The following is an 11,888-nucleotide window of genomic DNA, read 5'->3' on the forward strand; positions in this document are numbered from 1 at the left end:
GTGGTCATCGACTGCACGGAAATGGGGTGCTCACTGCCCACACCGACCGGACCCACCTGCAACTGACGGGTCTTGCGGCGCTCGGCGAGCACGGGAGGAGGCAGGGCGGGCATTCCAAGCGCGACTGTCATCGGGTCCTCTGCGAACTGTCAGCGGCTATGACAACCCACACGATACCGGCGCGCCCGCACCCGGTTCCGGCCGAGTGCGGGCGCGCCCGTCCGCGGTGTCACCGCGCTGAGCTGGGGTTTTCTAGTTGGACATGATCCGGATCGGGTTCACGATGTCCGCCGTCACGGTGAGCAGGACCACCGCTCCGCCGAGGAAGACCAACACCATCGTGACCGCGGACAACTTTGTGTAGTCCACCGGGCCGCCGGCGGCCTTCCCGCGCAGCTTGCGGAAGAAGTCGCGCACCCGTTCGTACCAGACGATGGCGATGTGCCCGCCGTCCATCGGCAGCAGCGGCAGCAGGTTGAACACCCCGACGAAGAAGTTCAGGCTGGCCAGCAGCAGCAGGAAGATCTCCCACAGGCCGTGCTCCACCGCCTCACCGCCGATCCGGCTGGCCCCGACCACGCTCATCGGCGTCTCCGGGTCCCGTTCGGCGCCGAAGATCGACTCGACCACCGCCGGGATGCGCTGCGGGAACTCGACGATCCGCTGCCAGGTCTGCACGAACATGTCGCCGGTGAAGCTGGCCGCCCCGCCGATCGCCGCGATCGGGCCGTAGTGCAGCACCGAGTCGTCCTGCTTGGCCGCGCCGATGGCCCCCCGCAGCTCGGTGCCCTCGGTGCCGTCCGCCTTGGGCCGCACCACCTGCGGCACGTTCACGTCCAGTACCAGGGTCTGCTCACCGCGCTTGACCTCGATCGGGGTCGGGCCCGAGGCCGTGCCGATCGCCTTGAGCATGTCCTCCCAGGTCGGCGTGGCGGTGCCGTTGATGGAGAGGATCTGGTCACCCGGGCGCATGCCCGCCTCGAGCGCGGGCGCGCGGTCACCGGGCTGGCAGACCGGGTTGTTGTTCTCCTGCAGGGTGGTGGCGTCGCGCACGCACTGCGAGACCGCGCCGATCACCGGCGCCGGGTTCCGCTCCAGGTTGGGCAGGCCCATGGTGAACGCCATCAGGTAGAGCACCACGAAGCCGAGGATGAAGTGCGTCACCGAGCCCGCGGCCATCACCACGGTGCGCTTCCAGGTCTTCTGCCGCCACATCGCGCGCGGGGCCTCGTCCGGGGTGACCTCGTCGAGCGCGGTCATGCCGGCGATGTCGCAGAACCCGCCGAGCGGGATCCACTTCAGGCCGTACTCGGTCTCCCCGCGGCGGAAGGAGAACACGGTCGGCCCGAAGCCGACGAAGTACCGCCGGACCTTCATGCCGAAGAGCTTGGCGGTGACCATGTGGCCCGCCTCGTGCAGGGCGACCGACAGGCAGATGCCCAGCGCGAACAGCGCCACTCCGAAAATGTAGGCGAGCACGCCCTACTTCCCTCCGGCCCGGTTGAGCTCCGCGGCGCGGGCCCTGGCCCACTGTTCCGCGGCTAGCACGTCCTCGACGTCGCGGGGTTCGCGCCGCCAGTCGTCGGCGGCGTCCACCACCTGGGCAACAGTGTCCACGATGGAGGTGAAGCGGGCGTTCTGCGCGCGGAAGGCGGCCACCATTTCCTCGTTCGCCGCGTTGTAGACCGCCGGGACGCAGCCGCCGGCCAGCCCCGCCCGCCTGGCCAGCTCGACCGCCGGGAACGCCTCGTCGTCCAGCGGCTCGAAGGTCCAGCTGGCGGCCTGGGAGAAGTCGCACGCCGGGACCGCGTCGGGCACCCGGTCCGGCCAGTTCAGCGCCAGCGCGATCGGCAGCCGCATGTCCGGCGGGCTGGCCTGGGCCAGCGTCGAGCCGTCGGTGAAGGTGACCATCGAGTGCACGATCGACTGCGGGTGCACCACCACGTCGATGTCCGCGTAGGGCACCCCGAACAGCAGCTGCGCCTCGATCAGCTCCAGCCCCTTGTTCACCAGGGTCGCCGAGTTGATGGTGACCACCGGGCCCATCGACCAGTTCGGGTGCGCCAGCGCCTGCTCCACGGTGACGTGCTCGAGTTCCGGCCGCGAGCGGCCGCGGAACGGGCCACCGGAGGCGGTCAGCACCAGCTTCGAGACCTCCTCGAAGCGGCCGCCGCGCAGGGCCTGGGCCAGTGCCGAGTGCTCGGAGTCGACCGGCACCAGCTGACCGGGCTTCGCCGCGGCGAGCACCAGCGGCCCGCCCGCGATCAGCGACTCCTTGTTGGCCAGCGCGAGCGTGGCACCGGTCTCCAGCGCGCGCAGCGTGGGGGCCAGGCCCTGTGACCCGGGCATGCCGTTGAGCACCACGTCGACCGGGACGCTGCCGATGAGTTCGGTCACGGATTCGGCGCCCGCGAAGATGCGCGGCAGCCGGTAGTCACCGCGCGAGTACCCGCGACGCTGGGCCTCGGCGTACAGCGCGAGCTGGAGGTCCTCCACCGCGGTGGGCTTGATCACCGCGATGGCCTCGACCCCGTGCGCGATCGCCTGCGCGGCGAGCAGGGCCGGGTCGGAACCGCCTGCGGCCAGTCCGGCCACCCGGAACAGGCCGGGGTTGCGCTCGGCGACGTCGAGGGCCTGGGTGCCGATCGAGCCGGTGGAGCCGAGCACGAGGAGGCTGCGCGAAGTAGTCATCGCCGACGATTATCGCGGACTCCGGGCGCGGGGCACCCGGCGCGGTGTGGGATCATCGCGGTTGCCGGAGTAAGCGTGGTGGAGGAGTGAACGTGGCGAGCAAGGCGGTCGAGAAGCGCAACCAGGTCGACCCCCGCGACGAGCCGTCGGCCGAGTGGGGCTGGCACGGCACGTTCCCGAAGGCCACCCGGGCCGCCGGCTGGCTCAGCGCGGCCGCGCTGCTGGTGATGCTGGTCGGCAACCACCGCAACGCGATGGAGGACATCTGGCTGGTCGGCCTGGCCGCCGGGCTGGTCTTCGCGCTGCTGCTCGACCTGCGCAAGCGCCGCACCGCCTGGCGCCGCTAGCCGACCGGCAGGTCGAACCGGCCGAACACCCAGGTGCCGGGGGCCGCCGGGTCGTTGCCCGCCCAGAACTCGGTCCACAGCTCGGCGAACTCCTCCTTGGAGAGGCGCCCGTCACCGTCGGTGTCGAGCAGCGGGAACACGTCGTCGGTGTTGACCCGCTTCCCGCTCCACGCCTCGATCAGGCGGCGGTACTCGTCGGCGGAGATCTCCCCGTCACCGTTCTCGTCGATGGCCTCGAACATCGCCCGCGCGGTGCCCGCCACGACGTCGGTCATCGCGTAGAGCCGGTCCACCACGAGCAGCACCTCGTCCAGGGTGACCTTGTTGTCGCGGTTGAGGTCCGAGGTGTTCAGCAGGGTCGACCACCAGCCCATCATGATCGCCCGCAGCCGCGCGTCCCGTTCGGGATCGCCTTCGCGGACGGCCAGCCAGCGCGCCGTGAGCGCCTCGAAGTCGGCCTGCTCGAGCAGCCCGTCGGAGTTGGCGTCCATCGCGTTGAACACCCCGGCGATCTTGCGTCTCTGGAACTCGGTCGACACAGCCCGTTTCCTCTCACCCGGCAGCGAAGGCCCCAGGGTGACGAACAGCGGGCCGCACAACAACGCGCCACCCGGGTCAACCATTTTCCCGACCCGGTGAACCAGGCCATCACGCAGTGCGACGGCGGGTGCTCGCCGGTGGCCGACCACCCGTCCGCCCGGTGTTCAGCCCACGAAGTCGTCGACCACCTTCGGGGGCCAGATCCCCACGTTGAGCACCCCCATCGAGTAGGCCCGCGAGACCAGTGCGGCGCGGTTGGGCACCTTCAGCCTCCGCAGCAGTCCGCTGACGCGGTATTCCACCCCCTGGCGGCTCAGGTACAGCCGCGAAGCCAGCGGAATGGTGGCGCAGCCCGCCGCGATGCCCTCCAGGATCCGGGCGTCCAGTTCGGACAGCAGCTTCCGGCCACCGGTCACCGGTGCCACCTCGGGGCCGCCGCCGGCCGGGCGCATCAGCACCAGGATCGCGGTGGCACCCGGGCCGCCGAGCACGGTCACCCCGGTCAGCTCCACCGGCACGGCCTCCCCCGCGCGCACCAGCACCACGTGCGTGGTGAAGCGGTGCCGCTTGCCTTCGAGCAGCCCGGTGAGCCGGGAGACCACGGACTGCCGCAGGCTCGGGTGCACCAGTTCCCCGAGTCCGAGGCCGCACACGTCCGCCGGGGCCAGCCCGGACCAGCGGAAGAACTCCCGGTTGGCCTGCTGGATCCGCAACGCCCGGTCCAGGCAAACCAGCAGCCCGGACTTCTCGGCGTCCACGGTCAGCGCACTCGAGTGGCCGGGGAACGGCGGCCCACCGGTTTGCGCCTGCCCGCGGGGAGAGCCGCAGGCCGTCTGCCGTAGCCGGTGACGATTCGAATGGTCATTCTTCTTCTGCCCCTTCTGCTCCATTTTCCGCGTGCCGGGTCGCGGCACGATGGAACAGGAGCGGATCGGGGTGCCGCAGATACCGGCGCGGGTGCTCAGGCGGGAAACCCCGCGAACCGGCGCCGCCGAACGGCCGTACCGGGTTTCTACTGGGCGGGGACTTCGCTCAGTTCGCGGTGATCCAGGGGCGGAGCAGCACTTCGAGGTCGTCGTCCGAAAGCCGGCGGGGGCCGCCGCCGAACCCGTGCCACCGCGAAGCCGCCGAGGCCGCGTGGTACTCGACTTCGAACGCGCGCATCAGCACGTAGGTGAAGGTGCACGAATCGAACCGCTCGCCGAGCAGCTCACGAGCCGTGCGCGCGACCTCGGTGGCACCGCGGCCACCCACGTCGGCCTGCCGCAGTTTTTCCGCCGCCGGGTCGAGCAGGCTGGGCGCGAACATCAAAACGACTTCTCCATCATCAACGAACTTCAGCCTTCGGCGGCCAGCTGACCGCAGGCCGCCGCGATTTCCTGTCCTCGGGTGTCCCGGACCGTGCAGGGGACACCGCCCTCGTTCACCCGCCGCACGAACTCCCGCTCCACCGGCTTCGGCGACGCATCCCACTTCGAACCCGGCGTCGGGTTCAACGGGATCACGTTCACGTGCACCAACTGCTTCAAGTGCTGCCGCAACCGCTTCGCCAGCAGATCCGCCCGCCACGGCTGGTCGTTCACGTCCCGGATCAACGCGTATTCGATCGACACCCGCCGCCCCGAGGTGTCCGCGTAGTACCGCGCCGCCTCCAGCACCTCGTCCACCGACCACCGGTTGTTCACCGGCACCAGGGTGTCCCGCAACTCGTCGTCCGGCGTGTGCAACGACACCGCCAGACGCACCTGCATCCTCTCATCAGCCAGCTTCCGGATCGCCGGCGCCAACCCCACCGTCGACACCGTCACCGAACGCTGGGAAATCCCCAACCCCGCCGGCGACGGATCCGTGATCCGCCGAACCGCCGCCACCACCCGCTTGTAGTTCGCCAGCGGCTCACCCATGCCCATGAAGACGATGTTCGACAGGCGCCCGGGCCCGCCGGCCATCTCGCCGTCGCGCATGACGGCGGCGGCCGAGCGCACCTGGTCCACGATCTCCGCGGTCGACAGGTTCCGGTCGAGCCCGCCCTGCCCGGTCGCGCAGAACGGGCACGCCATACCGCAACCGGCCTGGCTCGAGATGCACAGCGTCGCCCGGTCCGGGTAGCGCATCAGCACGCTCTCCACCAGCGTGCCGTCGTGCGCCCGCCACAGCGTCTTGCGCGTGCCGCCGTCATCACAGGCCAGCGCCCGGACCTCGGTCAGCAGCGGCGGCATCAGCTCGTCGACCAGCCGCTGCCGCGACGCCGCCGGGATGTCGGTCATCTGCTCGGGGTCGACGGTCAGCCGCGAGAAGTAGTGGTTCGACAGCTGCTTCGCGCGGAAGGGCTTCTCACCCAGCTCGGCGACGGCAGCCGCGCGCTCCTCGGCGGAGAGGTCCGCGAGGTGCCGCGGCGGCAGGCCGCGCTTGGGCGCGTCGAAAACAAGGGGGAGGGCAGTCATAACCGGTCCATTCTCCCACGTCCCCCCACTGTGACCGGGCCCACGGGCACCTTCTTGTCAAACGAGCGCTTCCGATATATCGTGAGTACATCGCAAGCTAACGGAAAGGATCAAGCTCATGCGACCACCCTTCGCTCACGACCACGAACACGGCAGGCGCGCCTTCGGCCCGCGCGGCCCCTTCGAGGACTTCGCCGGCGGCTGGGGCTTCGGCTTCGGACCGCGGGGACGCGGCCGGGGACCGGGCGGCCACCCGCGGCACGGCGGCGGACGACGGGGGCGCCGCGGTGACATCCGCGCGGCCATCCTGTTGCTGCTGGCCGAGCAGCCGCGGCACGGCTACGAGATCATCACCGAGATCAGCGAGCGCAGCGACGGGCTGTGGAAGCCGAGCCCCGGCTCCATCTACCCGACCCTGCAACTGCTCGCCGACGAGGGCCTGGTGTCGGCCAGCGAGGAGAGCGGCAAGCGCCTCTTCCGGCTCACCGACGAGGGCCGCGCCGCCGCCGAGCGGCTGGACACCCCGCCGTGGGAGACCATCGCCCGCGACGTCGACCCGAACCAGGCCAGCCTCCGCTCGGCGAGCATGACCCTGATGGCCGCGGTGTTCCAGGTCGGCCAGGCGGGCACCGCCGACCAGCAGGCCAGGGCCGTGCAGGCGCTCAACGAAGCCCGGCGGACGATCTACGGCGTGCTGGGCGAGGTCGACTCCGAAACCGACATCGACGAAGAGACCGAATGACCGGGAACGACCAGCCCGGTGGGTTTGCGGCGCACGTGCACCCGATAACCCACCGGGAAGGTCACCGCACCGCCGGAAGCGTTGCGGCGTAACACCTCTGCCGTCGCCTTGGCGGCCACCGCGGGGCTGAACTCGATCTTCAGCACCTGCTCGGCGCTCGCCGCGTCGTCGAACGCCCAGCGCGTTTCGACCCGGCGGCAGCCGAATCCCTCCTTGGCGAAGAAGCGTTCCACGCCGGGCGGGTCGTAGTCGGGCAGATCGGCCCGCATCCAGCGCCCGTAGGGTTCGTGCGTGACGTCGAGATCGACGACCACCAGCGCACCACCCGGCCGCAGCACCCGCTCCGCCTCGCGCAACCCCGGCTCACAACCGGGTCCGAAGAAGTAGGCGGTCCGCGCGTGCACCAGGTCCACACTCGCGTCCGCGAGCGGGAGTCGTTGTGCCGCACCGTGGAGCACCCGGACACCGGCCAGCTCGGTGACCCGCTCGCGGGCGCGGCGGACCAGCGGCGGATGCGGTTCCACGCCGACCACCGAACGCGCCGACGCGGCGAACCGCGGCAGGTGGAACCCGGCCCCGCAGCCGACGTCGAGCACGTCCCGCCCGGCCCACGCGCACTCCTCGCCGAGGACCCGCCAGATCTCCCCGCCGACGTCCTGCGCCGAGTTCTCCAGTTCGTAGGCGCCCGGGTGGTACCAGATGTTGGGGCTGGGCAGGATGTCCGCCGCGGTTCGACGGGGGAAGGGGGAACGCCGCACGGCTACAGCCTAGGCGGCACAGGCAAATCGTGTCCGGTTTAGCCGAAAGGTCCCGACTGGACGGTATTCGCTTGCCGCTCCATGACTTTGAGTGAAGCGGAACACCCGATCGGGTCGTAAGATCGGGTCACCGAAGCCGAGGGAGATCACTCATGTCGGTAAGTTCGGCCGCTGCGCAACCCATCCTGTCCCCCGGACTCCCCTGTTGGGTGGAGTTGGCGAGCCCGGACATCGCCGTCGCGGAAGCCTTCTACCACGGGCTCTTCGACTGGAGCTTCGAGCTCAAACGGGATCCCGCGACCTCGGACGGCCGCTATTCGCTGGCTTCGCTCGGCGGATTCGCCGTCGGCGGGCTGTACCGCGCCGCCGCGTCGCAACCGCCCGGCTGGACCGTGCACCTCTCCGTGCACAACACCGCCGGTGCCGCGGAATGGGTCGAGCACCTCGGCGGAGCGGTGACCCTCGGCCCGGTGGAAATCCCCGACCGCGGCATCATCCTGCACGCGCTCGACCCGACCGGCACCCCGATCGTCTTCTGGCAGCCGACCGAAACCTGGGAATTCGCCACCGGTGCGCCCAACACCTTCTCCGGCGCCGACCTCAACACCACCGACGGCGCGGTGGCCGACCAGTTCTACTCGCGGCTGTTCAACTACAACGTGCACCACATCGGCAGCGAGACCATCGACTACGCGGAATGGCGGCTGGACCACCAGCCCGTGCTCTACCGCTACGTGATGGGCCCGGAGTACCGCCCCGGCACCCCGCCGCACTGGATGGTCTACTTCGCCGTCGACCCCGCGCGCGGCACCGACGCCGCCGCCGGGCAGGCGCTGATGCTCGGCGGCACCGTGGTGGTCCAGCCGTACGACACCCCGTTCGGCCGGGTGGCGGTGCTCGCCGATCCGCACGGCTCGGTGTTCTCGGTGATCGACCACTCGCGGGTGATCGACGCCCAGTACGGCGGCGCCGAGGTCGACGACCCCTACGACGACTGAGCCGACTGAGCCGGCTGAGCCGTCAGGCGGGCAGGAAAGCCGAAAGCAGCAGCCAGGAGACCACGGCGGACGGCAGGAGCGAGTCCAGCCGGTCCATCAGGCCGCCGTGCCCCGGCAGCAGGTTGCCCATGTCCTTGATGCCGAGGTCGCGTTTGATCAGCGACTCCATCAGGTCGCCGAGGGTGGCCACGCAGACGATGGCGGCACCGAAGAGCACCCCCTGCCAGATCTGCCCGTCCAGCAACAGGGTCAGCGTCAGCGCCCCGGCGACGATGCCCGCGAGCATCGAGCCGCCGAACCCCTCCCAGGTCTTCTTGGGACTGATCGTCGGTGCCATCGGGTGCTTGCCCTTCAGCACGCCGGCGATGTACCCCCCGGTGTCCGAGGCGACCACGCCGATCATGAAGGCCAGCACCCGGCCGACACCGTCCTCCGGCGGCACCAGCATCGCCGCGAAGGCACCGAACAACGGCAGGTACGCGGCGGCGAACACCGACGCGCCGACGTCGCGCAGGTAACCGTCCGCACCGCCGGGCAGCCGCCACAGCAGGCACGCCAGCACGGTCAGCACGAACGCGGTGAGCGCCCCTTCACGGCCGAACGGCCAGGCCAGCCAGATCATCGCCTGCCCGCCGACGAGCACCGGGACCAGTGCGATCCGGATGTTCGCCGCGCGCCGCAGCGCCCCGGCCAGTTCGTAGGTGCCCACCGCGATCGCCGCCGCGATCACCCCGATGAACAGGAAACGCACGGTGAACAGCGAAACCAGGATCACGGCACCGAGCGCCACCCCGACCCCGATCGCGGCAGGCAGGTTCCGGCCCGCCCGCGAGGGCTTCGCCGCCTTTTCGGCGGGCTCCGCCGAACCGGCCGCGCCCTCGCGCTCCTCGCTCACACTCGTCTCCCCCACCGGATCACACCTCGAGCAGCTCTGCTTCTTTGTGCTTGACGAGTTCCTCGACCTGGCCGACGTAGTTGTCGGTCAGGTTCTGCAACTCCTTCTCCGCACGGGTGACGTCGTCCTCGCCCGCTTCGCCGTCCTTCTGGATGCGGTCGAGCTCTTCCTTGGCCTTGCGGCGCACGCTGCGGATGGACACCTTGGCGTCCTCGCCCTTGCCCTTGGCCACCTTCACCATCTCCTTGCGCCGCTCCTCGGTGAGCTGCGGGATGACGATGCGGATGATCTGGCCGTCGTTGCTCGGGTTCACGCCGAGGTCGGACTCGCGGATCGCCTTTTCGATGGCGCCCAGCTGGGTCTGGTCGTACGGCTTGATGATCGCCATCCTGGCCTCGGGGATGTTCACGCTGGCCAGCTGGTTCAACGGGGTGGGCGCACCGTAGTACTCGACGACGATCCGGGAGAACATCGCCGGTGTGGCGCGGCCGGTGCGTACCGAGGACAGGTCCTCCTTGGCGACGGAAACGGCCTTTTCCATCTTCTCCTCGGCGTCGAGGAGGGTCTCGTCGATCACGGCTACTCCTTGCTCGTCCAGCGCCGCTGGTTGTGTTCCCCGCCGGGTGATCCCAGCAGGTCTAGGCAGGTACCCCAACGGCGGGGGTACTGACCAGGGTGCCGATCCGCTCACCGCCGACCGCACGGGCGATGTTCCCCTCGGTGAGCAGGTTGAACACGATGATCGGCATGTTGTTGTCCATGCACAGGCTGAACGCGGTCGCGTCGGCCACCTTCAAACCCTGCTCCAGCACCTCCCGGTGGGTGATCTCCTGGAACATCCGGGCGCTGGGGTCGGTCTTGGGGTCGGCGGTGTAGACGCCGTCGACGGCCTTGGCCATCAGCACCACGTCGCAGGCGATCTCCAGCGCGCGCTGGGCGGCCGCGGTGTCGGTGGAGAAGTACGGCATGCCGACGCCGGCGGCGAAGATGACCACGCGGCCCTTCTCCAGGTGCCGCTCGGCGCGGCGCGGGATGTACGCCTCGGCCACCTGCCCCATGGTGATCGCGCTCTGCACGCGGGTCGGCACGCCTTCCTTCTCCAGGAAGTCCTGCAGTGCCAAGCAGTTCATCACGGTGCCGAGCATGGCCATGTAGTCGGCGCGGTCGCGGTCCATGCCGCGCTGCGACAGTTCGGCGCCGCGGAAGTAGTTGCCGCCGCCGATGACGATCGCCATCTGCACGCCGGTCCGGACGACCTCGGCGATCTGCACGGCCACCGAGTGCACCACGTCGGGGTCGACGCCGACGGCACCGCCGCCGAACATCTCGCCACCGAGCTTCAGCAGCACCCGCCGATAGGCACCGTCGGACCGCTCCGCTGTCATGTCGTCCTCCGCGTGTTCAGGTGTACTCACGTGCCTCGTCGCAACCGTGCCCCGTCCCCGATGCGGCGGAGACGGGGCACGTTGCCGGTACTCAGCTCAGGCCTGGCCGACCTCGAAGCGGGCGAACCGCGTGACGGTCACGCCCGCCTCGTCCAGCAGGGCCTTCACGGTCTTCTTGTTGTCGGTCACCGACGGCTGGTCGAGCAGCACGGTGTCCTTGTAGTACGCGTTGACCTTGCCCTCGATGATCTTCGGCAGGGCCTGCTCGGGCTTGCCCTCTTCGCGGGCGGTCTGCTCGGCGATGCGGCGCTCGGCCTCCACCTTGTCGGCCGGGACCTCGTCGCGGGTCAGGTACTGGGCCTTGAGCGCGGCGATCTGCAGCGCGGCGCCGCGGGCGGCGTCGGCGGCGGCCTGGCCCTCACCGGTGTACTCGACCAGCACGCCGACGGCGGGCGGCAGGTCGGCACCGCGGCGGTGCAGGTAGGTGGCGACGGTGCCGTCGAACGAGGCGACCCGGCGCAGCTCCAGCTTCTCGCCGATGCGGGCGGACAGCTCGTTGACCGCGTCGGCGACGGTCTTGCCGTCCAGGTCGGCGGAGCGCAGCTTCTCCACGTCGTCGGTGCGCACGGTCTTCGCGACCTCGACGATCTTCGCCGCGAGGGCCTGGAAGTCGGCGTTCTTGGCGACGAAGTCGGTCTCGGAGTTCAGCTCGACGAGCACGCCGCCGTCCCCGGCGATCAGACCCTCGGCGGTGGCGCGCTCGGCGCGCTTGCCCACGTCCTTGGCGCCCTTGACGCGCAGGAACTCGACGGCCTTGTCGAAGTCGCCGTCGTTCTCCTCCAGCGCCTTCTTGCAGTTCATCATGCCAGCGCCGGTCAGCTCGCGCAGGCGCTTCACATCTGCGGCGGTGTAGTTCGCCATCGTGCGTTTTCCGTCCTTCTTCGGTACGCGCAGGGATTCGAGTCAATGGCCCGGGGGGGGGGGGGGGGGGGGGGAGGACGAGGGGGGGGGGGGGGGGGGGGGGGGGTTTGTTTTCTGTGGTTCCCCTGTTTTTTTTTGCATTGGGGAAACACCTTCCCCCCCCCCCC

Annotated in this window: 14 protein-coding genes and 1 pseudogene; 3 read left to right on the plus strand and 12 right to left on the minus strand. The window is 70.1% G+C overall.

The features are described 5' to 3' along the window. The 3 genes and pseudogenes from AC07EG_RS40000 to dxr form a co-directional block, all read right to left on the minus strand. Positions 1-131: pseudogene (locus tag AC07EG_RS40000) on the minus strand (flavodoxin-dependent (E)-4-hydroxy-3-methylbut-2-enyl-diphosphate synthase); the annotation flags it as partial. A 121-nt stretch (positions 132-252) separates the two neighbouring features. Next, a complete protein-coding gene (locus tag AC07EG_RS40005; protein WP_478258500.1) occupies positions 253-1,479 on the minus strand; it encodes a M50 family metallopeptidase in 1,227 nt (408 codons plus the stop codon). 3 nt (positions 1,480-1,482) lie between these two features. After that, the gene (gene dxr, locus AC07EG_RS40010) at positions 1,483-2,691 is read right to left on the minus strand and encodes a 1-deoxy-D-xylulose-5-phosphate reductoisomerase (RefSeq protein WP_478258501.1); all 1,209 of its coding nucleotides are present in this window, start codon (positions 2,689-2,691) and stop codon (positions 1,483-1,485) included. A 92-nt stretch (positions 2,692-2,783) separates the two neighbouring features. Between dxr and AC07EG_RS40015 the strand changes: the two genes are divergently transcribed. Then, positions 2,784-3,038 (plus strand): DUF2631 domain-containing protein, encoded by a 255-nt coding sequence (locus tag AC07EG_RS40015; protein WP_478258502.1) that lies wholly within the window; start codon positions 2,784-2,786, stop codon positions 3,036-3,038. Here AC07EG_RS40015 and AC07EG_RS40020 read toward each other — a convergent pair. The 4 genes from AC07EG_RS40020 to rlmN form a co-directional block, all read right to left on the minus strand. Continuing rightward, positions 3,035-3,577: an EF-hand domain-containing protein gene (locus AC07EG_RS40020; RefSeq protein WP_478258503.1), complete on the minus strand. Its 543-nt coding sequence runs from the start codon at positions 3,575-3,577 to the stop codon at positions 3,035-3,037. The genes AC07EG_RS40015 and AC07EG_RS40020 overlap by 4 nt on opposite strands. A gap of 165 nt (positions 3,578-3,742) precedes the next feature. Further along, on the minus strand, positions 3,743-4,336 hold the full coding sequence (locus tag AC07EG_RS40025; RefSeq protein ID WP_478258504.1) for a helix-turn-helix transcriptional regulator: 594 nt from the start codon (positions 4,334-4,336) through the stop codon (positions 3,743-3,745). Positions 4,337-4,610: 274 nt separating this feature from the next. After that, positions 4,611-4,889 carry a hypothetical protein gene (locus AC07EG_RS40030; RefSeq protein ID WP_478258505.1) on the minus strand — a complete coding sequence of 93 codons (279 nt, stop codon included), beginning with the start codon at positions 4,887-4,889 and terminating at the stop codon, positions 4,611-4,613. A gap of 26 nt (positions 4,890-4,915) precedes the next feature. After that, positions 4,916-6,022, minus strand: a complete 1,107-nt coding sequence (gene rlmN / locus AC07EG_RS40035) for a dual-specificity RNA methyltransferase RlmN (RefSeq protein WP_478258506.1) — start codon at positions 6,020-6,022, stop codon at positions 4,916-4,918. A 118-nt stretch (positions 6,023-6,140) separates the two neighbouring features. Here rlmN and AC07EG_RS40040 point away from each other — a divergent pair, with 118 nt between their 5' ends. Next, the gene (locus AC07EG_RS40040; protein WP_478258507.1) at positions 6,141-6,764 is read left to right on the plus strand and encodes a PadR family transcriptional regulator; all 624 of its coding nucleotides are present in this window, start codon (positions 6,141-6,143) and stop codon (positions 6,762-6,764) included. On the opposite strand, the gene AC07EG_RS40045 is transcribed toward AC07EG_RS40040, so the two are convergent. Continuing rightward, positions 6,707-7,522, minus strand: a complete 816-nt coding sequence (locus AC07EG_RS40045) for a class I SAM-dependent methyltransferase (RefSeq protein ID WP_478258508.1) — start codon at positions 7,520-7,522, stop codon at positions 6,707-6,709. The genes AC07EG_RS40040 and AC07EG_RS40045 overlap by 58 nt on opposite strands. Positions 7,523-7,674: 152 nt before the next feature. Here AC07EG_RS40045 and AC07EG_RS40050 point away from each other — a divergent pair, with 152 nt between their 5' ends. Further along, positions 7,675-8,520 (plus strand): VOC family protein, encoded by an 846-nt coding sequence (locus AC07EG_RS40050; RefSeq protein ID WP_478258509.1) that lies wholly within the window; start codon positions 7,675-7,677, stop codon positions 8,518-8,520. Between the two features lie 22 nt (positions 8,521-8,542). On the opposite strand, the gene AC07EG_RS40055 is transcribed toward AC07EG_RS40050, so the two are convergent. From AC07EG_RS40055 to tsf, 4 genes are all read right to left on the minus strand, one after another. Beyond that, on the minus strand, positions 8,543-9,415 hold the full coding sequence (locus tag AC07EG_RS40055) for a phosphatidate cytidylyltransferase (RefSeq protein WP_478258510.1): 873 nt from the start codon (positions 9,413-9,415) through the stop codon (positions 8,543-8,545). 19 nt (positions 9,416-9,434) lie between these two features. After that, on the minus strand, positions 9,435-9,992 hold the full coding sequence (gene frr, locus AC07EG_RS40060) for a ribosome recycling factor (protein WP_478258511.1): 558 nt from the start codon (positions 9,990-9,992) through the stop codon (positions 9,435-9,437). 61 nt (positions 9,993-10,053) lie between these two features. Next, complete coding sequence (gene pyrH / locus AC07EG_RS40065; protein WP_478258512.1) at positions 10,054-10,800, minus strand: UMP kinase; 747 nt, start codon at positions 10,798-10,800, stop codon at positions 10,054-10,056. Between the two features lie 96 nt (positions 10,801-10,896). Then, on the minus strand, positions 10,897-11,721 hold the full coding sequence (gene tsf / locus AC07EG_RS40070; protein ID WP_478258513.1) for a translation elongation factor Ts: 825 nt from the start codon (positions 11,719-11,721) through the stop codon (positions 10,897-10,899). Positions 11,722-11,888 lie beyond the last annotated feature (167 nt).

The organism is Amycolatopsis sp. NPDC045836, assembly GCF_056431745.1.

Coding starts and splice junctions, on each gene's coding strand:
- dxr (WP_478258501.1), bottom strand. CDS start 2,691: ATGACTACTTCGCGCAGCCTCCTCGTGCTCGGCTCCACCGGCTCGATC.
- rlmN (WP_478258506.1), bottom strand. CDS start 6,022: ATGACTGCCCTCCCCCTTGTTTTCGACGCGCCCAAGCGCGGCCTGCCG.
- AC07EG_RS40040 (WP_478258507.1), top strand. CDS start 6,141: ATGCGACCACCCTTCGCTCACGACCACGAACACGGCAGGCGCGCCTTC.
- AC07EG_RS40050 (WP_478258509.1), top strand. CDS start 7,675: ATGTCGGTAAGTTCGGCCGCTGCGCAACCCATCCTGTCCCCCGGACTC.
- pyrH (WP_478258512.1), bottom strand. CDS start 10,800: ATGACAGCGGAGCGGTCCGACGGTGCCTATCGGCGGGTGCTGCTGAAG.
- tsf (WP_478258513.1), bottom strand. CDS start 11,721: ATGGCGAACTACACCGCCGCAGATGTGAAGCGCCTGCGCGAGCTGACC.